This window comes from Streptomyces sp. C, assembly GCF_000158895.1.
GTDB classification, from domain to species: domain Bacteria; phylum Actinomycetota; class Actinomycetes; order Streptomycetales; family Streptomycetaceae; genus Streptomyces; species Streptomyces racemochromogenes.
Genome location: NZ_GG657750.1, coordinates 602,182 through 622,794, shown reverse-complemented (window position 1 = coordinate 622,794; position 20,613 = coordinate 602,182). Strand labels below are relative to the sequence as shown.

The window sequence follows — 20,613 nt, the reverse complement described above, 5'->3', positions numbered from 1 at the left end:
CGACCACGGCGGTCCCGCATCCCGGCCGACAGGCCCGGAGGAGATCCCGCATGCGCGTCCGCCTGCCCCTGACAGCCGCCACCACCGCCGCGCTCCTGCTCGTCACGGTCACCGGCGCGACCCCTGCGCCAGCAGACCGGAACCCCGACGGCACCCCCTTGGTGAAGGTGTCCCAAGGCGACCCGTACGCGAAGTGCACCATCGGCGCCAGGTCCCCCGACAGCGTCGTCTACCCGGGCACCGAGGTCGAGCCGTACCTGTCCGTCGATCCGCGCGACCCCAAGCGCGTGGTCACCGTGTTCCAGCAGGACCGCTGGAACGACGGTGCTGCCCGTGGCCTGGCGGCCTCCTGGTCCGCGGACGGCGAGACCTTCCACCGGAGCACGCTGCCGTTCAGCCTGTGCGCCCCCGGCGGCGCGGACTACGAACGGGCCTCCGACCCCTGGGTGAGCACCGGGCCGGACGGCACGGTCTACGCGAGCGGGGAGGGGGTCGACTTCACGAAGAGCACGCGCAGCGCCCTTCTGACCGCCACTTCCCGTGACGGCGGCCGCACTTGGCAGAACCTCACCACCACGCACGTCGACGAGCAGCCGTTCTTCAACGACAAGCCCTCACTGACCGCCGACCCGATCCGCGAGGGCACCGCCTACCAGGTCTGGGACCGCCTCGACAACGACCCGCCCGGCCCCGGCGGCATCGACGGTCCCGGCTACATCTCCCTCACCCGCGACGGCGGCCGCACCTGGAGCGAGGCCCGGCGGTTCGTCGACACCAGTGCCGTGCCCAACACCCAGACCATCGGCCACCTCATCGTCGTCGACCGGCGCACCGGCACCCTGTACGACTTCTTCGACATGATCACCGTGGCCGACGACCTGACCACCGTCCTCGACGCCCACTACGCGATGGTCACGTCGACGGACGCCGGAGCGACCTGGAGCTCACCGGTCACCGTGGCACGGGACACCGCCGTGCCGGAAGTCGACCCGAACGATCCCACCAAGCCGCTGCGCGCCGCGTCCACCCTGCCCAGCCCGGCCGTCGACCCCGGGACGGGCACGCTGTACATGGCCTACGAGGGCGCGGACTTCTCCGGCGGCGCGTTCAACTCCGTCCAGCTGGTGCGCTCCACCGACGGCGGGCGCACCTGGGGGAGCCCCGAGCTGATCAGCCCCGACGGCGTGCCGGCCTTCTCCCCGTCGATCGCGGTCGACGAACGGGGCACGGTCGCGCTCACCTACTACGACCTGCGCTTCCTCGAGCCGGGGGACACCACCACCCTGCCCACCGCGTACCAGCTGGCCACACTGCCGCACGGAAACCCGAGACTGCAGACCGAACGACGGATCTCGCGGGTCTTCGACTGGCTGCAGGCGCCGTTCGCCGGCGGCTACTTCCTCGGCGACTACCAAGGCCTCGTGGCAGACGGCAAGGGAGTGCGGGCGGTGCTCACCGAGACCCACTCCGGCGCACCACAGAACCGCACGGACGTGTACACCGGCAGTTTCCGCACCGGCTGACCGGCACACGTGCGGGAGCGCCCCGCGGCGCGTGGCTGCGGGGCGCCTTGCGGGGTTCAGTCGATCTGCTTCAGTCGATCTGCTCCCCGTCGTACATGCCGCCCGTGCAGACGTTGGTCGTCAGATCGGCGGTTCCGCCGCCCTGCTTGCACTCGGAAGGGGTGACGGAGGATGGCACGCCCTGAGTGGTGGCGGCGGTGGCGGCCGCGGCGCCTGTGAGGCCGAGCCCGGCGAGGGCTGCCGTGGCGAACACGGCGGCGATCATTCTTCGAATGCGCATGTGGTTCCCCTTTCACGCATTGCCTCGGTTGGGGCACTAGCCAGCCTGATCTTCATCCATTCGGGTGGCGCATTATGTTGCGCCATTCGGGTGAAACCTCGCGCCCGCCCCGGACCGCTACTCCTCCAGGAGGCGAGACGCGTTCCACGGCCTCAGAGGCCCGGCTGCGGAGGGCGGCCTTCGGTGGCCAGGGTGCGGTTCTTGTAGGGCTTGGCTCCGGTGACCTCCGGGCCGAACCACGACGGCGGGGCGAAGCGTTCGGCCGCTTCCAGCGAGGGGAACTCGACTTCGGCGGTACACAGGCCCGCGAGGGACTCCGCGTAGACGTCGACGGAGGCCACGGCGGTGTCCAGGGGAACGGTGTAGCGGGTCTTCACCAGACGGGCGGCGGCCGTCGCCGGCCAGAGCTCCTCGAACTCCGCCCGGCTGAGCGGGCACTCGACCTCGGTGCGGGCGAGCGAGCCGGTGCCGCGTTTGACGCCGAGGACGTAGGCGCCGTCGATGCTGCGTAGCCGCACCTCGGTGCCGTCCGGGGTGATCGCGATGTAGCCCTGCTCGATGGGCTGCGCGTGCGCGCCGGGCGGCGGCGTGAAGCCGTCGAGAAGGAACTTGCGCTCAATTTCCAGGGGCACGGCCGTTCTCCTCCTGCCGGGGTGCGGGAATCAGCGCCGGAAGCCGGCGCATGTCGGTGAAGACGACCGTGTGAGGCGCCGTCAGCCACGCGGCGGGGGTGAGGCCGCCCGCGTAGCCGAAGCCGCGCATGCCCGCGGCCCCGGCGGCCTGGATGCCGAAGCGGCTGTCCTCGACGACCGCGCAGCGCGCCGGTTCCACGCCCATGGAACGGGCGGCGTGCAGGAAGAGGTCGGGAGCGGGCTTGCCGCGTTCGACCTCGTGGGCGCTGAAGATCCGGCCGTCGAACCGGTCGTAGAGGCCGACGCGGCCCAGGGTGTGCCGCATCTTGTCGTGGCTGCCGCTGGAGGCGATGCACCACTGCTGTGGGCCGAGCCCCGCGGCGTGCAGGCCGTCGAGTGCTTCCTCGATCCCGTCGACGGCCTGCAGGCCGGTGTCGACGGCCTGGGCGTGCATCTCGCGGAAGCGCTCGTCCCAGATCCGGGCGGTGGCGGGGCCGACGCGTTCGGCGATCTGCTCGCCGATGGAGGTGGTGGAGCGGCCCACGAAGCGCTCCATGACCTCGGCTTCGGTCAGCGGCCAGCCCAGCTCCGCCCCGAGTGCGACATGGGTGCGGACGGCGATGGGCTCGCTGTCGACGAGGACGCCGTCGCAGTCGAAGATGACGAGTTCGACCGGTTCGACCGGTTCGGCCGGTTCGGCCGGGTGCGCGTTCAACGGATGCATCCCTGGCTGATGAGGAGGCGGCGGATCTCCTCGACCCGCTCCGCCCCGAGCTGCCGCTTGGCCTGGTCCTCGGGCTTCTCCGCCTTCTGGCCGTACTGCCACCAGGCCTCGCCGGTGTCGCGGTTCATCACCACGAAACGGTCCTTCTCCGCGGGGCCGCGGACGATCAGCGAGGTGGTGCCGGGCGCGGAGCTGACCGTGTGGACCATGGTGTGGCGGATGACGTAGCCGGATCCGGCGGTCTCCTCGCGGACCAGAGCGGGGGCGCCGATGCGGGTGGAGGTGTCCAGGTTCTCGTAGTCGCCGAAGAGGTGGTGCTGGTAGCTGCCGTGGAGGATGCGGCTGCCGAAGCTCCACCGGTGGTTGTGGGGGCGGTCGAAGCCGCTGCCGGTGAAGACGTGCAGCCGTACGCGTACGTCGCTGGCCTTGTCGTTGACGAGGACGACACGGTCGAGTTCCTGGAGGCGCTCGCACTGGCCGAGGAGTTCGGGGGTGCGCAGCACGTGGTCGAAGGCGTCGTTCAGCCAGGTCGGGGACGACACCAGCTCGCCGAGGAGCTCTTCCATGGGGCCGTGCAGGGCCGGCATGTCGTTCCAGTCCAGCGCGGCCAGCCGGGCCGGGTCGATCAGCGGCTGCGGGGTGGTCGTCGTCATCGCGTCACACTTTCCGTCTCGTGGTGGGCGGCCAGCCACTGGCGGGCCTTTTCGTGGTGTTTGGGAAGCATCTGCGGGGCGTCGAGGAAGCGGGGCAGCAGGTGCCTTTCGGTGGTCAGGGCGCGCAGCATCAGCCCGATGGTGACGCCGTGGCCCGGGCGCTTGACGATCTCGATGGGGTCGCCCGCACCGACGGTGCCCTCCTTGAGCACGCGCAGGTACGCGCCGGGGGCGCCATGGGCGATGAACCGGGTGACGAGGTCCGGTACGTCCCAGAAGCCGGCGAAGACGCGGCAGGGCTTGCGGGCTCTGATCACCTCGAAGACGGCGTCCCCGATGGCCCACTGCTCCCCGACTTCGGCGCCGGTGATGTCCAGGCCGGTGGTGGAGAAGTTCTCGCCGACGTTTCCGGGGAGGACCTCGCGGCCGAGCTCGTGTTCCCAGAAGACGGCGTCCTCGCGGGCGAAGGCGTAGACGGCCTTGTCGGGGCCGCCGTGCACCTTCGGGTTGGCGACCAGATCGCCTTCCAGGCCCCAGGTGCGTGCCGTCACCCGGTGCGGGACGGGGCGCTTGTCGATGCCGCTGCGGCCGACGTCCGTCCAGGATCCGGTGCGCTCGACGCCGAGGTTGACGGTGGCCAGCACGGCGCTCACGAGGCGGCTCCCGCCGGGTGGCCGGCCGGCTGCCATGCCTGGGTGACGTTGGGGACGGTGGGCGTCACGCCGGGGGTGTTCATCCGGGTCAGCTGGTGCGTCAACACGGTCAGCAGGTCCCAGCGGTGGGGGCTGTCCACGGGCGTGGCGCGGGTCAGTTCGAGGATTTCGGCGAGTGGCGGCGGTGTGCCCTGGGCGCGTCGGCGGGCGGGTTCCCCGAGCGGGCCGGGGGCCTCGGCGAGCCGCCCCCAACTGGCCTCCAGGTCGAAGTCGTGCGCGGGGTGGCGGCTTTCGAGGTCCTGGAAGGCGGTGAGCACCTCGACGCGGGCGTCGTGCCCGTCCAGGATGCGGCGGCGCATGAGTTCGCGCCGGGGTTCGTCGCAGATCACGGCGATCTCGCGGAGCACGTCGGCCGGTTCGTCGGAGATGTGGGTGAAGTTGAAGAGCCCGTTGACGACGCCGAGCCGGTGGCGCAGGTGCTCGGGTCCGCGCAGGGCCGGGTCGGCCGGTCCCTTGAGCGCGTTGAGGCGGACCGCGGCGGGCAGGGCGCCCGGGGTCCACCGCTCGTCCCGCAGGACCAGGGCGATGGTGTCAGTGCTCGGCAGGATGACGTCCATCGCCTCGATGCGCTCGCGGGAGGCGATGTTGAACTGGTAGCGCCACACCTCGCGGATCGTGAGCCGGTCGTGCCGGAATCGCACCATGTCGACGGGGTGGAAGCCCTCTTCCCGCAGGATGCGCAGAGCGGGCCGCAGTCGGCGTCCGGCGGTGGCCTCGGACTTCAGCATGCACAGCGCGACGCCGAGCATCTGTTCGGTCATGTCGCCGAAGGTCCAGCACGCCTCGCGGAAGTACTGGTCGACCGCGTACAGGTCGGCCTTCTCCCGGGACCAGGTGACGGCGTCGCGGATGTCGGCGCCGACCTCGGTCAGCCTGTCGACGGGCGGGCTGTCGGAGCGCAGCAGACTCATGTCTGGTCGTGTCCTTCCTGCCAGAAGGCGGGGGTGCGGGCCCCGGCCTGAGGCCGGGAGAAGACCGATGCGAGGAACCGGGCCTCGGCCAGTCGCAGCGGGGTGTTGGGAGCGGCGTGCTCGGCCGTCGGCCAGGTCAGGAGCTCCTTTTCGGCCGGGTAGTTCGCGTGGGCGGCGTACCCGGTTTCCGGTGCGCAGCGCAGGTCGCGCCCGGCCACGGAGAACAGCGCCGGGCAGCGGCCGTGGGCGGCGAGCCGGGCCACGTCGAACAGGCCCAGGGTCCGCAGGGCGCGCGGGGCGAGGTCGGGGTAGGACTCGGCGAAGCGCAGGAGCTCGCGGTAGGGCTGCCGGTCGGGCAGGCGGCCCAGGTCGGTGACGGCGGAGAGGAACGGTGATTCCACGAGCGCCGCGGCGACCAAGGGGCTCAGCACGGCTGCGGCCAGGGCGAGCTGGCCGCCCTGGCTGCAGCCGGCGGTGGCGATGCGTGCGGGGTCGACGGCGGGGTGGGAGGCGGCGGCCTCGACCGCTCGTACCGCGTCGGTGTACGCGTCGCGGTAGTAGTAGGAGCCGGGGTCGAGGACGCCGCGCGTCGTGAAGCCGGGGACCTGCGGGTGGGTCAGGCCGACCGGGTCCGGGGTGGCGCCCCGGCGGCCGCCGGCGCCGCTCTGGCCGCGGGTGTCGACGACGAGGGTGGCGTAGCCGAGGGCCGGCCACAGCAGCCGGTCGAGCGCGTGGCCTCGGCCTTCGCCGTATCCGAGGTACTGCACCACACAGGGCAGGGGACGGGGGCTGTCGGCGGGCAGGAGGAGCCAGCCGCCGATCCGGTGGCCGTGGGCGCCGGCGAAGGAAAAGTCGTACACCGCGGTGCGGGGCAGCGGGGTGGCTTCCTTGACGGCTTCGGTGGCGAGGGAGAAGACCGCGGCCTCTTCCAGCGTGGTGCGCCAGAACGCTGCGGGCTGCTCGTGGTCGTCAGTGGCGGGCACCGGTCACCGCCCGCGCGTGCTCGTGGCTCCCGTGGCCGTCCGTCGTGGCAATGGCGAGGCCGGCCTCCCGGGCGGAGTCCTCGGCCGGGTCCGGGCGGAGGTCCTCGGCCAAGCCGTGAGTGACGTCTTCGGGCAAGCCGTCGGCGAGGTCCTCGGCGAAGTCCTCGATGAGCTCGTCGAGCATCTCGCGGCAGTCTCCGCAGCCCTGGCCGGCCCCGCACTGCTCGCCGATGCCGTCGGCGGTGGTGATCCCGCGCCGGATCAAGCCGATGATCTCGTCCTCGGTGACGCGGTGGCAGACGCACACGTGGGGGCTGGTCATCGCGGGTCCTCCTCCCAGGCGCTGAGCAGGACGTTGGGGAAGAGCCGCTCGATGCCCGGGGTGTTGAACCGCACGCTCGTGGTGAGGACGGACAGCAGGTCCCACAGGTCGGCCGGGTCCGCGTCGGAGTGCTGGGCGGCGCGCAGCAGTTCGGTCGCGGTGACGGTCCGGCCCGCCGCCCTGGCGCGGGCGGTTTCACCGGCGGGCGCGGCGGACCGGGTCAGCCGCTGCCAGCTGCGTTCCGGGTCGAGGTCGTGCGGGGGCGTCGCGCTCTCGATCGCGTCGAAGACCCGGCGCGCTTCCTCGCTCGCGTCGTGGCGGGCGAGGATCCGCGTGCGCACGCGGATCCGGTCGCCCTCTTCCAGCAGCAGTCCGAGGTCGCGCAGGACGTCGATGGGTTCGTCGGCGGTGTGCACGAAGTTGAACAGGCCGTTGAGCGCCCCGAGCCGCTCGCGCAGGTGCTCGGGGCGGCGCAGCTCAGCGGTGGCGGGGCCCTTGAGGGAGGCGAGCCGGACCGAGGCGGGAACGGCGCCCGGCCGGTGGCGTTCGTCGCGCAGGACCAGCAGGACGCTGTCCAGGGACCGCAGGTAGAGGTCCATGGTGGCGATCCGCTCGCGGTCGGCGAAGTTGAGCTGGAAGCGCCAGGTCTCGCGGATCGTCAGCCTGCTGTGGCGCACCCGGAGGACGTCGACGGGCCGGAAGCCGTGGTCGCGCAGCGCTTCCACGGCCGTGCCGTAGCGGCGTCCGACGGCGGCGTCCGGCTTGAGCACGCACAGGGCGGTGCCGAGCACGTCGTCCACGTGGTCGGCGAAGGTCCAGGCGGCTTCGCGCAGATAGGTGTCCGCGCCGAAGAGCCGGGCCTTGACCGGTGAGCGGGTGATCGCCGCCAGCAGCCGCGGCGGTATGTCGTGCATGCGTTCGCCGGGGTTCCCCGTCGTCCCCATCATGGTGCTCCTTGCTGTGCTTTCACTACGGTCCGCGGTCGCGTCGTGCTCAGAGCAGGGCGATGCGACGGCGCTCGGCGTCGACGTGGCAGCCGCGACCGAACTGCGTTCCCGTGAGGTCGATCTCCGGGAAGAAGGTGCGGTAGGCGGTGAAGGAGACCAGGTGCCAGATGTCGCTCTCGCCGACGCCCAGGGCCCTGACGTTGGCGATCTGCTGGTCGATCGGCTGGGTGCCGGCGGCGACGACGCCCTGTTCCTGGTACCAGAGGTCGCTGCCGGCCTCCTGGTGGAGGTCCTGGCCGGCGAGGCGCGCGGTGTCGCTGCGGTCGGTCATCAGCATCATGTTGTGGGGGCCGACGATCTCGATGGCGCGCTTGGCGATGGCGAAGTCGACGTGCTCGCCGTCGAAGTTCAGGCAGGCCGCGATGCGGCCCTGGTGGGCGCCGCGCATGATGGCGGCCGGGACGGGGCCGACCTGCTCGTGGAGGTCGGCGAGGTTCCACGACGGCAGGTCGTAGCTCGCCAGCAGGGCGTCGCGGTTGGCGCGGGCCCTGGAGGTGCGGAACGCGTGCTTGATGAGCAGCGGCATCTCGTTGAAGAGGTGGTCGGTGACCACGCGGACGCCGGTGTGCGGGCAGTCGGCCGCTTCGGCCGCCGCGAGCACCTCCTCGATGCAGTCGGCGCCGATCTGCGGGTTTTCCTTGGCGAAGTGGCCGAGGGCCGGCCGGATGCCGTTCTCGACGAGGCGGGTGACGATCCACTCCAGCGGGGGGTGGTCCGGGGTGAACTGGGCCGCGAGGTAGGAGCTGGACTGGAGGGCGTCCGGGGAGATCATGATGTAGACGAGGCCGAGGGGACCACAGCTCGCGAGCTTCTCCCACTCCTCCTTGGAGGGCGCCCACACCGAGGAGGCCGGGGTGCCGCCGAAGCTGGCGACGAGCGGACCTTCCAGGGCGATGGCGGGGATGAACGGCAGCTGTCCGTCGGCCTTCAGGGCGGCGAAGCCCCGCATGAACTCCACGAAGCCGTCGAGCCGCTCCTGCTGGAGGTAGAGGGTGGGGATGCACAGCAGGCCCTCGGACGCGGCGTGCTTGTCGACCGCGTGGAGGTCGATCTCCGCGAAGTTGGAGAAGTCGACGTCTCCCAGCCCGTGGCAGTGCACCTCGACGGGCAGGGAGGGCACGAAGTAGGGCTCGTCGGCGCCCAGCGGACGGGGGGTCAGGCCGTCCCGGACGATCAGGCCGTCACGTCGGCCGGCGGTGGCCGCGAAGGATCCGCGCGGGTCGATCCAGGCGTTCGCCGAGGGGCTGAAGGTAGACATGTCGCTCACTTTTCTCTCTTGGGTGTTCTCAGGGCCTGTCTTTCGGATCAGGCCGGGCTCGGCAGGCCCTAGGCGTTGCCGAGCGCGGTGCGGGCGGACGCGCGGCGCACCGCCAGGTGCAGGAAGAGCACGCCGACCGCGAACCAGACGGCTCCGACGAGCAGTTCGGCCGGCAAGGCCGCCCCGTACGCCCGGCCCGCGAGGCTCCGCTCGACCGCGCTCATGACGTGGCTGAGGGGCATGGCCTGGCTGACGGGCACCAGGAAACCGGGCAGCCGGTCCTGCGGCACGAGGGTGCCGGACAGGATCATGAGGATCAGCTCCGCCGTGTTCGGCCCCACGAACAGGTCCTCGACGACCAGGGCGAGCGCCGACAGCGACAGGCCGAAACCGGCGGTGGTCAGTACGCCGACGGCCAGCAGGCCGGAGAACTCCGCCACTCCCATCGGCAGGGTGGTGTAGAGCAGACAGCACACGAGGTACGTGCACAGTCCTCCGACGATTCCGTCCACGATGTGCGGCAGCGCCCGCTGGCAGGCCGAGGCCAGCTTGTTCTGGGGTGAGGCCAGCCAGATCCCCAGCGTCCCGAACGAGCGCTCGTTGCCGATCGACAGGGCCATGCCGTACACGACGGCGCCGGCGCCCGCCAGCAGGCTGCAGGCGATGAGCATGCGCCCGGCGGCCGCCCCGTAGTGCGTGGACAGGGAGATGAACGCGATCGCCGTGCCGATCGGGCGGACGATGCGGGAGCTGAGGTAGCCGAGCGGGTTGAGCCAGGTGAACAGGGCGCGGTACGAGAGCGCCGCGCCGTGCAGGGCGGCGCCGGCGGCGCTTCCCCGGCGGTCCTCCGTGAGGGGGGCCATGGGTCACGCCTCCAGGGGTAGGGCCTGGCGGCGAGCGGTGCTCTCCAGCCGCCGGACGGCGAGGACGACAAGTCCGCAGAAGACGCCGGTCAGGGCGAGGGCGGCGAGCAGTTCGCCGGTACCGCCGCCGCGGACCCAGGCCATGACGTGGGACTGCGGGATGACGAGCGCGAGCTTCTGGACGGGGCCCGGCAGGGCGGACTGCGGGACGATGAGCGCGCTGAGCGCCATCACCAGGCCGGTCAGTCCGTTCGTCATGCCGGCCGAGTAGGGGAAGCGCAGCACCGCGAAGCCGAGCAGGCCCACCACGGAGGCGGTCGCGAAGGCCAGCAGGACTCCGCCGGCGAGCCAGCGCGCCCAGTCGAAGCCGTCGCCGAGGCCGAACAGCAGCAGCAGGATGACCAGCGTGCCCGGCAGAGCGGTCAGCGACTGGACGGCGGTGCCGGTCAGTCTGCCGAGGACCACCGGAACGAGGCCGCCGGGGCTGCCGAGGGCCGCGTAGAGCGTCTTCCACTGCTTCTCGCCGAGCAGGCTGACGACGACGAGCACGATGATCGAGTCGAGCATGCCGATGCCCGCGGAGCCCACTGCCATGTCACCGGAAGTCTCGCGGGCGGCGCCGGTGGCATTGGCGTGCACGACGAACGCGAAGACGCAGGGCATGGCCAGCGTGGAGAAGACGGCCATGGGGCTGGAGGCGTGCATCCGCAACTGGTCGGCCAGGGCCCGCAGGAAGGTGGGCAGGGGCCAGCCGAGACGGCCGGCGGCCTCGGCCGACTGGGGGGTCAGGGCCGTCATGAGGTCGCCACCATGTCGAGGAAGACCTCTTCTAGGGTGGGCGGGGTGACGGCGACGCTGCTGGTCATGCCCGGGAAGGTGGCGAGCAGCCACTGGACGGCGGCGGCCCCGTCGGACACCCGCAGGGTGAGGGCGGCGCCGTTTTGCTCGGCGGACATCAGCCCGGGGCAGTCGCCGGTCCCGTCGGGGACCCGCGCGGCGGAGAAGACGGTGTTGACCACGTGTCCCAGGCGTTCGGCGGCGGTCAGCCGCAGTTCGGCGGCCGTGGACTCGGTGTGGACGCGGCCCCCCTTCATCAGCACGATGCGGTTGCTGAGTTCCTCGGCTTCGCGCATGTCGTGGGTGGTCAGCAGAATGCTGCGGCCCTCCCCCGCCAGCCGTGCCACGAGGGCGCGCATGGCGGCGGCGGACTGGGGGTCGAGACCGGCGGACGGCTCGTCCAGGATGAGCACGGCCGGGTCGTGGAGCAGGGCGCGCGCCAGGTGCAGGCGCTGCTTCATGCCACGGGAGAAGGAGCCCACGAGGTCACCGGCGCGGTCGGCGAGGCCGACCTCGTCGAGCAGCAGCCCGGCCCGGGCCTCCAGCCGCGCGCCGCGCAGGCCGTACATCAGCCCGAAGAACTCGAGGTTCTGCCGGGCGGTCAGCCTCGGATACAGGCCGGTGTCGCCGCCGAGGCTGAATCCGCAGGCCAGGGAGGCGCGGCGGCGGGAACGCACGACGTCGTGCCCGTTGATCAGCACGGTGCCGGAGGTGGGCAGCAGCAGGCCGGTGAGCATTTTGACGGTGGTGGTCTTGCCCGCGCCGTTGGGGCCGAGGACGGAGACCAGTTCACCGGGGCCGACGGTCAGCGTGACGTCGTCGACCGCCCGGCGCGCGGTGCCGTCCTTGGCCGTGAACTCGCGGACGAGCCCCCGGGCTTCGAGGCCCTTGCCGGGTGTGTTCATCGTTCTCTCGCTTTCGAGGTGACCCGGCTGAGATCCATCTCCAGGTATCCGCCACCGGCGGAGATCTGTCCGGGGAAGTACGACACGTGTTCGCCGACCGCCGTGACGGACGCGAGGAAGTCGATGGCCTCGCCCTCGACGGACATAGGACGGAAGGCTTCCTGAGGGACGCCGTCCACCGCGCGGGCGGCCAGCAGGCGGAAGGCGAGCTGTCCGCCGGAGCGGAACTCCTCGACGCCCAGGGTGCGGGCGTCCACGACCACGCAGCGTTCGCCGTCCAGCAGGCCGGCGCCCGCGCCCGCCGGGGTCAGGCGGACGTTGCCCGCGCCGAGCTGGGGGAAGTTCTTCAGCGGGTTCCACCAGGCGTGCCCGGTGAGCAGGCCGGCCGTGGCCGCTTCGGCGCCCTCACCGCCGGCGTGCGCCTTGCGGGTGGCGACGGTGTGCTGGACGCCGTCCGGGCCGACGAGGGCGGTGGCTCCGGTGGCCGTGCCCTCGCAGTCGAAGGAGCGGGCGCCCCACGCGTCGGGGCGGGGGCCCTCGTCCACGAGCGACGTGATCAGGGGAGCCGGACGGGTGAGGGGGTTGAGCAGGAGCGTGCTCGTCAGAGCGCGCAGCAGCTGGGCGGTGGCGGTGGGGGCGAAGACGACGCGGGGGCCTTCGTAGGGGCGCTCGCCCGCGCCCATGCCCGTCTCCATGAGGCTCAGTTCGCGGCCCAGGCAGGCCGGGTCGATCGCGTCGAGCCCGGTGGCGTACCGGGAGGCGGAGACCGCGCGGGCGCCGTCGGCGCTGGTGGCGACGGCCGTCAGCTCGACCCCGTAGCACTGGTCCCAGGCGGGGGCGGCCGCGGTGTGGGCGTGGACCGACTCGCGCAGCTGGTCGCAGATCTGCAGGGCTCCGAGGTGCTGTCCGGCGCCCAGCCGGGCGGCGACGGCATCACGGAGGTCGGCCGCGCCTGCGGCGGCGGACGCCATGTCGAGCCGGCCGGTGGTGGTCTGCCAGCCGCCGTCCGGGGCAGCGGCGCGGTGGTGGGCCGGGATCCGCTCGGTGGCGGGCAGGGGGCTGCCGAGGTGGAAGAGCCGGCGTCCTGTGGCGAGGAGGGCGGCCGTTCCCCGTTCACTGAGCTGCCCGGCGTTGAGGTACAGCTCCCGGCCGGCGTGGCCGAGGCGGACGAAGCCGCCGAAGCCGGCGTCGTCGTGGAAGAGCCGCTTGCGGCCCGCCGGGTCGACGGTGAGCCGGCGCCGGGTGGTCCGTTCGAGGTGGGTGGACGCGTGCTCCCCCGTGCGCAGAGCGGCTTCGACGGCGGCCGTGGTGGCCAGGGCCTCGGCGGTTCTGGTCTCCAGCACTCTCATGCCGCGCTCCAATCCAGGGCGGAGTAGCGCATCGAGGGCGAGAAGAGACCGATCCCGATCATCTGGCCCTGCTTTCCGCAGGTGATGCTGTCGCCGCCGAAGTCCGAACCGACCGCCTCGGCCCGGCGCAGCGTGTCCAGGGCGTCACCGAACAGGCTGACGTCGCGGACCGGGACACGGTGCCCGTCAGGGGTGAGGTAGGTGCAGTTGAGGGCCGCGAAGGAGAACTCTCCGGTGGCGAGGTTGATCATCCCGGCGCCCAGGCAGCCGACGTGCAGCAGGCCCTCGCGGGAGGCTTCGGCGAGCGCGGCCGGGTCTTCGGTGCCGGGCGGAACCACGGTGTTGCTGGCCCGGGGCAGCGGAAGCTCGCGGTAGTCGCGGCGGCGGCCGTTGCCGGTGGGGGTGTAGCCGTGGCGCTGGGCCGCGCGTACCGAGGTGAGCGGCGAACCGATCTCCCCGTTGGCCACCAGGACGGTGGTGCGGCCTTCGACGCCCTCGTCGTCGATGGCGTAGGAGCCGTAGCCGTCGGCGAGGGTGGCGTCGTCGTGCAGGGTGAGCAGCTCGGGGACCGCGCCGGGCTTGCGCAGTGCGGTGACGTAGTCGCTGGTCATCGCGAAGTTGTCGCCCTCGAGGGCGTGCCCGACCAGCTCGTGGAGGAAGCCGACGGCCGCGGTCGGGCCGAAGACGACGGGGGTGCGGTGGCGGCCGCGCAGGGCGGCTCGTGCGGGAGTCGTGCGCATGGCCGAGGGCCACGCGGGCGACGTCCTGCGGGGTGGTGGCCCCGTTGTCCGCGCCGTGGCCGGCCGCCGGGCCGCGTTCGAGCCAGCGGTTGAGGCCGCGGTAGCGGCCACCGCCGGTGGTGACGGTGGCCTCGACGCGGCGGCGGACGAGGCGGGAGGCGGAGCTCGCCCGCACGCCGTCGGTGTCGGCGACGGCGATGGTGCGTGCGGTGAAGTCCTCCATCGTGCGCAGGGAGTGCGGCACGGAGGCCTCGTGGACGAGCCAGTCCTGCGCGGCCACGGGTGTGAAGCGGATGTCTTCGCGCTCCGGCCACCACGCGGTGGACCCGGTGGACCCGGTGGGGCTCACGGGACCGGCGGCGGAGGACTGCGCTGCGTCCAACCAGGAGGGAAGCGCGTCGAGTTCGGTCACCGGGAAGGCACGGTGGCGCCAGCGGTCGCCGGTGCGGACCATCGCGCCGAGCCCGTCGCGCGGCTCGGCGCAGGTGGCGAGGACGTCCCCGTCGAGGCACTCGACGCGTACCTCCAGGGTGCTCTCGGCGTAGACCTGCACGTAGTCCGCGGAGCCCCGCAGCCGTTCCACGGCCCACTGGGCCAGCTCCAGGAGCTGCCCCGCACCGTCGTCGTGCCCCGCCGCGGGCCCCCCGGACCTCCCCGGCTGCCCGGGTCCTTCACTCATCACGCTTCCCATCGCCGTGCGCCCCGGTCAGATCGAACGCAGGACGGAGTACGGCTGCGGCTGCACCAGGTCGCGCTCGCGCAGCGACGCCAGGAGCTTCTCGACGCGCTCGGCGGTCATCGTCTTCAGGGCGGGAACGTGCTCGGCGAGCTGTTCCACGGCCTTCACCACGTCCTGCGGCCCGCGGCCGTCGCACAGCGCCCAGACGAACGCGGCCGGGTCGCGCAGCATCAGCTGGCGGCGCAGCTCCCAGTGGAGGAGGACGCCCTCGTCCTGGCCGAGGACGTTGTACGAGGGGTTGCGCCACAGGCCGTCGGCGGCGGGCACGGCGGGGGCGGTCCAGGCCGGCCAGACGTCGAGGGAGACGTTCTGACGGCTGAGGAGCTGGCTGGCGGCGATGCAGGTCTGCACGAAGAACACCAGCTCTTCGGCGGCCGCGGTGCCACGGTCGGTCCAGGTGCCGCGCTGGAAGTCGGTGAACGCGGCCTTCGGGAAGCCTGCGACGGGGGTGCGGGCGAGCTGCTTGTAGACCCACTTCTTGCTGTGGTACAGGTCGCCCGAGGCGGCCGCGACGGCCTTGCCGGCGTAGGCGGTGAGTTCCTGGCCGACCAGTGCGGCCGTCTCCAGGTCGCCGTCGACGGAGGCACCGAGGAAGTCCTCGAGGTGGCCGTTGATCGCGATGGCCGAGTGGTTCACCGCGACCTGGCGGATGGCGCCGATGGACTCGTCGATGCGCTGCTGGAAGGCCGCGAGCGCCGGGGAGGAGAGCAGGATCTCCGAGGTGTACAGGCGGCAGACGAAGTCCAGCTTGGACGGCAGTTTGTGAAGATCCGTCAGGTTGTCGCGACGGAGGCGGAACGACGTGATTTCGCCTACGGCCTCCTCGACGAAGGCGAGGGTGTAGCGCTCCACGTCCACGCGGTGCCCGTCGACGTTGTACTGCGAGACGTCATCGCCCATGGCCGCTTCGTCGGCATAGAGGACGAACAAATCGGCATCACTGGTGGGATTCCCGAGTCCGGCCGTCAGGCTTCCCGCTATGTAAATCGAGTCGATTGACCCGTCATTCTGGTCGGAAAGCACGCGGGCCAGCTTGCGCGCCGCTTCCATCTTTTCTTCTATGACCGAGCGCGCCACGTCCGGTACATCCCTTCCGTAATGTGGCGGGGGCCGGGAGGCCCCCGCCAGCCAGCTTCATCAGATGTTGCCGATGTTGCCGATGTTGCCGATATTTCCGATGTTGCCGATGTTGCCGATGTTGCCGACGTTGGCGGCGTTGTCCTCGGCGGACTCGAACTCGACGATGTCGTCCTCAACCTCGATGACGTCCAGGTTCTCCATGTTTTTCACCTCCTTGAACACGTAGTCGCCCACTTGGGCGCTCAGGAGCCTGCGAGCTGCAGGACTCCCATCGGGCACACCCCATTGCTGCGCACAGGTGCGCAGGCAGGGCGATTCCGAAGTTCTGTGGAAGGACTCACGCCAGGTGAGAGGAAAAGAAGGGGATGAAAACAGCATGCAGGTATGCCGAAATCACCGCGCGGCCAAGAAAAATGCACAGACGTACGGCCGTGCCCGAAGAAACCGCGAGTCACTGCGGTACATGGGCTGAATCAGCCGCGAACTCCCCGACTCCCCGTTCTGATGCGGCGCCTTCAGGCCCGCATCCGCTCCCCCGTGTAGGTCGACTGAAACTTATCCACGGCCTGGAGGAACGTCAAGATCTTTTGGTGGTTCACAGGGGTAGTACAACAAAGTGTCTAACCCGCCGCACGGACCAGCTTCTCACCGGCGGCCAAATGGGTTAGTCGCCGTTAACCGGCTATGTGGCCGATATCCGGACAGGACCCCCGTTACGGCAGCCTGGCCTGCGGCCCTGCCCTTCTCCTGCGGAGAGCACGGGAGTTGCACGCTGGGAGGCCGGGCGCGCGAGCTCTGCGTCGGGGAGGTTCTCCCGGGCGATACTTGCCCCGCACCTGCATCGCACCCGCGCCGTCGCCGGCAGCGACGGGAGATGGTTCGGCCGACCACGAGGGAGCCCTTCATGACCACGGCGCAAGACCTGTTCATCGTCGCCCTGGAGTCTGCGCCCGAGCGCCCTGTGGGACAGGGCGACCTGTCCCTGGCCCTGGCCGGTGCCGAACTGATCGATCTCGTCGCGGCGGAGGCCGTCACCCTGGACGACGACCTCATCCTGCCCGGCCCGCAGCCGGCGCTGGACGACCGACTGCTCGGGGTGGCGGCGTCGGCGCTCGGACGGCAGGAGCCGTACGAGCGCGTCGACGACTGGCTGTGGCGCAGGGGCCGCGACCTGTCCGCGGCCTACCAGGCGGTGTTCGAGGAGGACGGCCTGCTGTCCCCGGCGCGGCGCGGGTACCTGTCGTTCGGGGCCGGGCACCTGGAACTCGTCGACTCTCCGGCCCGGCAGCGGGCGCGCAGGCGCTGGGAGGAGGACGAACCCGTCCTCCGGGCCCTCGCCATGGCCGTCGGCATCCGCCGCGGACCCTCCGCGGACGCCCCCGGCCCGGACGGCGAAGCGGTGACCACCGTGCTGGCCGCCGTCAACGACGCCGTGATGGAACTGGAGGCGGTGCGCCAGCGGCGGTCCATCGAGAACGCGGCCTTCGCCAACGTCTGGCGGGCCCCCTGAGCCCTGCCCCCGCGGGGGCAGGGCTGGGCTCGGGAGAGGCGCGGAGGGCCCGCACGGAACCCTGCGGAGCCGGGGGTTCACGTGCGGGGCCGCGCTCACGGGGTGGGGGTCGTCAGACTCCGGTCAGGGTGTAGGTACCCGTTCCGTCGGGCCGGCCGCTGGAGTACTGGCGGATGAGTTCCCCGTCGGCGTACCGGTCGTGGCCCATCATGGAGCCGGTGTACTTGTTCTGCAGACCGATCTTCGTGCTGCCGGGAACGTCGCGGTAGATGTAGAACCGCTGGAGGTCGTCCTCCCCGCAGGTGGCCGTCGTCAGGTAGGCCTGCTCCTGGTTGGCGATGTCCGCCGGGATGGTCGCGCAACCGCCGTTGCCCCAGTTCCACAGGGACGCCTCGAGGACTCCGTTCTTCTCCGTCACGTTGCACAGGCGCCAGTTGTCCAGGTGGGCGCTGAAGAACGTGGATTCGCGCAGGCGGATGCCGTCGTTGGCCAGGAGCGGTGCGCTCCAGTTCAGGGGCTTGCCCGGGACGTCGATCTTGTAGGCGCCGGGCTGGCAGTTCAGGGCGGCGCGCGGGGCGGGCCTGGCGGCCTGGGCGGCTGCTGCTGCGGCGGCGTCGTCGGCGTCGTGCTTGGCCTGGTCGGCCTTGGCCGAGGGGACGGGACCTGCCGCGTGCTTCGCGGTGGCGGCGGGGGAGCCGCAGTCCAACAGGACCTGGGCCTTGGCCATGATGCTGTTGGCGGGGACCTTGTCCTCGCAGCGCACCGCGCCTTCTTCGAGGGCGGTGTAGGTGGTGTAACTGCCGCTGTCAGGGCCCTCGGTCCACTTCAGTGCCCAACTGCCGTCTCCCCGTTGGGCGCGGTTGCAGTTGAGGCTGCCGTAGGTGCCGGTGACCTTCTTGGTGCCCTTGTAGAGGCCGTAGTAGCCGGGCTGCAGGAAGTTCCAGGAGACGGAGTTCGACTCGCTGCTGGTGGAGGAGTAGTTGACCTGTACGTTCAGGCCGAGGCTCGCGCCGACACTGCCGAGGGCCTCGACGGCGAAGCTTCCCTGAACGGTGCCGTTGAGGCCGACGGACACCGAGATGGTGGTCTGGGTGCTGGTGGTGACGGTATGGCTGCCGGTGGAGCCCTGGGTGACGTACCAGCCCTTGAAGTGGGTGATCGTCGGGGTGACTTCGGTCGTCTTGATGATCGGGTGGCGGGTACCGAGATCGGCCGCGGTACAGGCTTGGCCGGGCTGGACGGCCTGCCCGGAAGCGGCCGGGGTGGCGGCGGCGGGCGCGGCGGCGGCCGGCGTGGCGGCCAGGCCCACGGCGGCCGTCGCGGTGGCTAAGAGCGCTCCGAGCCCTCGGCCCGGGCGGGTTGTCGTGCGGCGCATCGTTGCCTTCCTCTGCTGTGCGTGGTCTGTGAGGTGAGTGTGAGGGAAACTAGCGCCGCCGGAAACGGCAGGTCTATACCACAACTGGCCAAAAGGGATCAAAAACTGTCGCGTTCTGGAGTGATATGCCTCCATCTGCGCCAGGAACCGTGGACCGACTGGAAGAAGGACGGCCTGCTTTCGGCCGTTCAGGCGGGCCGGGCGGGAGCTCGTAGGTCGACCCCGTACCCGCCCTCCGGGGTGGGGCCGGCGGTGAGGGTGCCGTGGAGGAGGTCGGCGCGTTCCTTCAGGCCGATGAGGGCCCTGGCGGGCGCTGGGCAGGGCGACGGACGGGCGGGTGGGGGCGGTGTTGGTGACGGTGACGCCGAAGTGGTGCGCGTCGTGCCACAGCCGTACGTCGGCTCGGGCGCCGGGGGCGTGTTTGCGGACGTTGGTGAGGGCTTCTTGGACCGTGCGGTAGACGGTGCGCTGGGCGGTGGTGCTGATGCCGGGAGGGAGCTCTCCGGTCAGCGTGGTCTGGATGCCGCTGTTGGCGATGAGCTGCTGGAGGTCGGCGAGGGTGGGCTGGGGCGTGAGTTCGGTCGCCTTGCCGCCGGAGGCGCGGAGCAGGGTGACCATGTGGCGGAGTTCGTCGAGGGTGTTCGCGCTGAGGGTGCGGATGGTGCGGGCGGCCTCGCGGGTGTCGGGGTTCTTCGAGGCCATCTGCAGGGCTCCCGCCTGGACGGCGATGAGGCTGACCTGGTGGGAGACGACGTCGTGCATCTCGCGGGCCAGTTGGGCGCGTTCGCGGGCGAGGACGGTCTGGGCGTACAGGGCGCGTTCGTGTTCCCGGGCCTCTTCGACTTCGACGAGCTGGCGGGCCACGTCGCGCCTGGCCTGCACGAGCTGGCCGAACAGCACGGGGGCGAACGCCGTGGCCAGCGTGTAGACGAACTGGACGAGCGTCCAGGTCCGGTCGCCCGTGAACGTGTGGGACAGGGGCCAGGACAGGGTGTCCGCGGCCGCGTTCAGCAGGGCGCAGCCGGCCGGCAGGGGGCGGTTGCGGGTGGACGCGGCCAGTGTGTACAGGGCGGCGATCGGGGCGACCGCCACGTCCATGAACAGGGCCATGGGCATCGTCAGCAGGAAGACGGCCAGGGGGAGGCGCCTGCGCAGGAACAGTCCGGCCGAGCCCACGGCGGCGCAGGCCCACATCAGCGGGGTCGCGTCGCCGAAGAGGTTGATCCATGCGTCGAGCGCGGCCAGGGCGACCAGGCCCGCGTCGACGGCCCAGGGCGGCACCCGCCGCCACAGTTCCCGGCCCGTGCTCACCGGCCGTTGTCCCGGGTCGTGTCGCCGTCGCTGCGGCTGAGCAGTCCGGCCCGCTCGGCGAGCAGGGCGGCCTGGACGCGGCTGGTGACCCGCAGTTTGGTGAGGATCGAGCTGACGTGGTCCTTGACGGTGCCCTGGCTCAGGTGGATGCGGGTGCCGATGTCGGCGTTGGACAGTCCGTCGGCGATCAGGACGAGGACGTCGCGTTCCCGGTCGCTGAGGAGGCCGACGCGTGCGACGTCCGCGTCCTGGGGTGCTCCCGCTCCCGGGTGGCCGCGCAGCAGCGCGCGCGAGGCCTTCGGGGACATCACCACCCCGCCCGCGGCCAGGGTGCGGACCAGTTGGGCGAGCTGTTCGGGCTCGGTGTCCTTGAGCAGGAAGCCGGAGGCTCCCGAGCGCAGTGCGGTGAGGATGTACTCGTCGGTGTCGAAGGTGGTCAGCATGGCCACGTGCGGCGGTTCGGGGAGTTCTTGGATCTGCCGCAGTACCGTCAGGCCGTCCACGTCCGGCATGCGGATGTCGAGGAGGACGACGTCCGGGAGCTCCCGCCGGATCACGTCGGCGGCCTGCGCCCCCTCCGCGGTCGCCACGACCTCGATGCCGTCGGACGCGTTCAGGATCATCTGGAAGCCCGACCGCACCAGGGCCTCGTCGTCCACCACCACTACCCGGATCACCGGCGTTCCGCCTCACGCTCTCGTCTGCCCTGTCCCGCTTCTCGGCGACCCGTACAGCCGGGCGCTCCGCGCGCTCGTACGGTGCTCGCCTGACGTCGACCGTACGCCCGGCAGGGTACGCGGTGGCTTGATCACCCCCGCACTGTGGACACCCGGCGGGTCGGCTCCAGCCGTTCGGGGGGTGCGCTCCGGCCCGTCGGCGGGCCGGCGGGCGGGGCGCG

21 protein-coding genes and 1 pseudogene are annotated in these 20,613 nt (G+C 71.5%); 2 read left to right on the top strand and 20 right to left on the bottom strand.

The annotated features are described in order from the left end of the window. Window positions 1–50: 50 nt before the first annotated feature. Window positions 51–1,523: a sialidase family protein gene (locus SSNG_RS02940; protein ID WP_050779527.1), complete on the top strand. Its 1,473-nt coding sequence runs from the start codon at window positions 51–53 to the stop codon at window positions 1,521–1,523. A gap of 70 nt (window positions 1,524–1,593) precedes the next feature. Here SSNG_RS02940 and SSNG_RS02935 read toward each other — a convergent pair whose 3' ends face one another. The 17 genes from SSNG_RS02935 to SSNG_RS41705 all read right to left on the bottom strand — a co-directional run bounded on the left by SSNG_RS02935 (window position 1,594) and on the right by SSNG_RS41705 (window position 15,753). Beyond that, on the bottom strand, window positions 1,594–1,803 hold the full coding sequence (locus SSNG_RS02935; RefSeq protein WP_007262303.1) for a hypothetical protein: 210 nt from the start codon (window positions 1,801–1,803) through the stop codon (window positions 1,594–1,596). 152 nt (window positions 1,804–1,955) lie between these two features. Further along, window positions 1,956–2,435: a CYTH domain-containing protein gene (locus SSNG_RS02930; RefSeq protein WP_042800447.1), complete on the bottom strand. Its 480-nt coding sequence runs from the start codon at window positions 2,433–2,435 to the stop codon at window positions 1,956–1,958. Beyond that, window positions 2,419–3,150: an HAD family hydrolase gene (locus tag SSNG_RS02925; protein ID WP_007262301.1), complete on the bottom strand. Its 732-nt coding sequence runs from the start codon at window positions 3,148–3,150 to the stop codon at window positions 2,419–2,421. The genes SSNG_RS02930 and SSNG_RS02925 overlap by 17 nt, the downstream gene beginning before the upstream one ends. After that, complete coding sequence (locus tag SSNG_RS02920; protein WP_007262300.1) at window positions 3,147–3,812, bottom strand: hypothetical protein; 666 nt, start codon at window positions 3,810–3,812, stop codon at window positions 3,147–3,149. The genes SSNG_RS02925 and SSNG_RS02920 overlap by 4 nt, the downstream gene beginning before the upstream one ends. After that, on the bottom strand, window positions 3,809–4,465 hold the full coding sequence (locus tag SSNG_RS02915; RefSeq protein WP_007262299.1) for an MOSC domain-containing protein: 657 nt from the start codon (window positions 4,463–4,465) through the stop codon (window positions 3,809–3,811). Before SSNG_RS02915 ends, SSNG_RS02920 begins: the two co-directional genes overlap by 4 nt. Then, a complete protein-coding gene (locus tag SSNG_RS37695) occupies window positions 4,462–5,436 on the bottom strand; it encodes a nucleoside-diphosphate kinase (RefSeq protein ID WP_007262298.1) in 975 nt (324 codons plus the stop codon). The genes SSNG_RS02915 and SSNG_RS37695 overlap by 4 nt, the downstream gene beginning before the upstream one ends. After that, window positions 5,433–6,419 (bottom strand): acetylxylan esterase, encoded by a 987-nt coding sequence (locus SSNG_RS02905; protein WP_007262297.1) that lies wholly within the window; start codon window positions 6,417–6,419, stop codon window positions 5,433–5,435. The genes SSNG_RS37695 and SSNG_RS02905 overlap by 4 nt, the downstream gene beginning before the upstream one ends. Next, window positions 6,406–6,741: a (2Fe-2S)-binding protein gene (locus SSNG_RS02900; protein WP_042800446.1), complete on the bottom strand. Its 336-nt coding sequence runs from the start codon at window positions 6,739–6,741 to the stop codon at window positions 6,406–6,408. The genes SSNG_RS02905 and SSNG_RS02900 overlap by 14 nt, the downstream gene beginning before the upstream one ends. Further along, complete coding sequence (locus SSNG_RS37690) at window positions 6,738–7,688, bottom strand: nucleoside-diphosphate kinase (protein WP_007262295.1); 951 nt, start codon at window positions 7,686–7,688, stop codon at window positions 6,738–6,740. The genes SSNG_RS02900 and SSNG_RS37690 overlap by 4 nt, the downstream gene beginning before the upstream one ends. 46 nt (window positions 7,689–7,734) lie before the next feature. Beyond that, window positions 7,735–9,006 carry a hypothetical protein gene (locus tag SSNG_RS02890; protein ID WP_007262294.1) on the bottom strand — a complete coding sequence of 424 codons (1,272 nt, stop codon included), beginning with the start codon at window positions 9,004–9,006 and terminating at the stop codon, window positions 7,735–7,737. 68 nt (window positions 9,007–9,074) lie between these two features. Then, entirely contained in the window at window positions 9,075–9,869 is a 795-nt protein-coding gene (locus tag SSNG_RS02885) for an ABC transporter permease (RefSeq protein ID WP_007262293.1), read from the bottom strand. Window positions 9,870–9,872: 3 nt separating this feature from the next. Continuing rightward, window positions 9,873–10,667, bottom strand: a complete 795-nt coding sequence (locus SSNG_RS41710; protein WP_042800445.1) for an ABC transporter permease — start codon at window positions 10,665–10,667, stop codon at window positions 9,873–9,875. Beyond that, a complete protein-coding gene (locus tag SSNG_RS02875; RefSeq protein WP_007262291.1) occupies window positions 10,664–11,611 on the bottom strand; it encodes an ABC transporter ATP-binding protein in 948 nt (315 codons plus the stop codon). Before SSNG_RS02875 ends, SSNG_RS41710 begins: the two co-directional genes overlap by 4 nt. Continuing rightward, window positions 11,608–12,960: a metallopeptidase TldD-related protein gene (locus tag SSNG_RS02870; protein ID WP_129593276.1), complete on the bottom strand. Its 1,353-nt coding sequence runs from the start codon at window positions 12,958–12,960 to the stop codon at window positions 11,608–11,610. Before SSNG_RS02870 ends, SSNG_RS02875 begins: the two co-directional genes overlap by 4 nt. Further along, the gene (locus tag SSNG_RS02865; RefSeq protein ID WP_050779524.1) at window positions 12,957–13,700 is read right to left on the bottom strand and encodes a TldD/PmbA family protein; all 744 of its coding nucleotides are present in this window, start codon (window positions 13,698–13,700) and stop codon (window positions 12,957–12,959) included. Before SSNG_RS02865 ends, SSNG_RS02870 begins: the two co-directional genes overlap by 4 nt. 706 nt (window positions 13,701–14,406) lie before the next feature. After that, a complete protein-coding gene (locus SSNG_RS02855) occupies window positions 14,407–15,489 on the bottom strand; it encodes a PqqD family protein (RefSeq protein ID WP_128636844.1) in 1,083 nt (360 codons plus the stop codon). A gap of 87 nt (window positions 15,490–15,576) precedes the next feature. Beyond that, window positions 15,577–15,753 carry a hypothetical protein gene (locus tag SSNG_RS41705; RefSeq protein ID WP_165364963.1) on the bottom strand — a complete coding sequence of 59 codons (177 nt, stop codon included), beginning with the start codon at window positions 15,751–15,753 and terminating at the stop codon, window positions 15,577–15,579. Between the two features lie 670 nt (window positions 15,754–16,423). Between SSNG_RS41705 and SSNG_RS02850 the strand changes: the two genes are divergently transcribed. Next, window positions 16,424–17,029: a GPP34 family phosphoprotein gene (locus tag SSNG_RS02850; RefSeq protein WP_007262285.1), complete on the top strand. Its 606-nt coding sequence runs from the start codon at window positions 16,424–16,426 to the stop codon at window positions 17,027–17,029. 112 nt (window positions 17,030–17,141) lie between these two features. Here the strand turns inward: SSNG_RS02850 and SSNG_RS02845 are convergent, their stop codons facing one another. The 3 genes and pseudogenes from SSNG_RS02845 to SSNG_RS02840 all read right to left on the bottom strand — a co-directional run bounded on the left by SSNG_RS02845 (window position 17,142) and on the right by SSNG_RS02840 (window position 20,338). Then, window positions 17,142–18,404 (bottom strand): hypothetical protein, encoded by a 1,263-nt coding sequence (locus SSNG_RS02845; protein ID WP_128636842.1) that lies wholly within the window; start codon window positions 18,402–18,404, stop codon window positions 17,142–17,144. Between the two features lie 188 nt (window positions 18,405–18,592). Then, window positions 18,593–19,715 (bottom strand): annotated as a pseudogene (locus SSNG_RS39040) (histidine kinase). Further along, window positions 19,712–20,338, bottom strand: coding sequence for a response regulator transcription factor (locus tag SSNG_RS02840; protein ID WP_241695200.1), 627 nt, complete (start codon window positions 20,336–20,338; stop codon window positions 19,712–19,714). The pseudogene SSNG_RS39040 and the gene SSNG_RS02840 overlap by 4 nt, the downstream one beginning before the upstream one ends. Window positions 20,339–20,613: the final 275 nt, after the last annotated feature.

Coding starts and splice junctions, on each gene's coding strand:
- SSNG_RS02840 (WP_241695200.1), bottom strand. CDS start 20,338: ATGATCCTGAACGCGTCCGACGGCATCGAGGTCGTGGCGACCGCGGAG.
- SSNG_RS02855 (WP_128636844.1), bottom strand. CDS start 15,489: ATGGAAGCGGCGCGCAAGCTGGCCCGCGTGCTTTCCGACCAGAATGAC.
- SSNG_RS02865 (WP_050779524.1), bottom strand. CDS start 13,700: ATGCGCACGACTCCCGCACGAGCCGCCCTGCGCGGCCGCCACCGCACC.
- SSNG_RS02845 (WP_128636842.1), bottom strand. CDS start 18,404: ATGCGCCGCACGACAACCCGCCCGGGCCGAGGGCTCGGAGCGCTCTTA.
- SSNG_RS02890 (WP_007262294.1), bottom strand. CDS start 9,006: ATGTCTACCTTCAGCCCCTCGGCGAACGCCTGGATCGACCCGCGCGGA.
- SSNG_RS37690 (WP_007262295.1), bottom strand. CDS start 7,688: ATGATGGGGACGACGGGGAACCCCGGCGAACGCATGCACGACATACCG.
- SSNG_RS37695 (WP_007262298.1), bottom strand. CDS start 5,436: ATGAGTCTGCTGCGCTCCGACAGCCCGCCCGTCGACAGGCTGACCGAG.
- SSNG_RS02885 (WP_007262293.1), bottom strand. CDS start 9,869: ATGGCCCCCCTCACGGAGGACCGCCGGGGAAGCGCCGCCGGCGCCGCC.
- SSNG_RS02940 (WP_050779527.1), top strand. CDS start 51: ATGCGCGTCCGCCTGCCCCTGACAGCCGCCACCACCGCCGCGCTCCTG.
- SSNG_RS02900 (WP_042800446.1), bottom strand. CDS start 6,741: ATGACCAGCCCCCACGTGTGCGTCTGCCACCGCGTCACCGAGGACGAG.
- SSNG_RS02935 (WP_007262303.1), bottom strand. CDS start 1,803: ATGCGCATTCGAAGAATGATCGCCGCCGTGTTCGCCACGGCAGCCCTC.
- SSNG_RS41710 (WP_042800445.1), bottom strand. CDS start 10,667: ATGACGGCCCTGACCCCCCAGTCGGCCGAGGCCGCCGGCCGTCTCGGC.
- SSNG_RS02920 (WP_007262300.1), bottom strand. CDS start 3,812: ATGACGACGACCACCCCGCAGCCGCTGATCGACCCGGCCCGGCTGGCC.
- SSNG_RS02850 (WP_007262285.1), top strand. CDS start 16,424: ATGACCACGGCGCAAGACCTGTTCATCGTCGCCCTGGAGTCTGCGCCC.
- SSNG_RS02875 (WP_007262291.1), bottom strand. CDS start 11,611: ATGAACACACCCGGCAAGGGCCTCGAAGCCCGGGGGCTCGTCCGCGAG.
- SSNG_RS02870 (WP_129593276.1), bottom strand. CDS start 12,960: ATGAGAGTGCTGGAGACCAGAACCGCCGAGGCCCTGGCCACCACGGCC.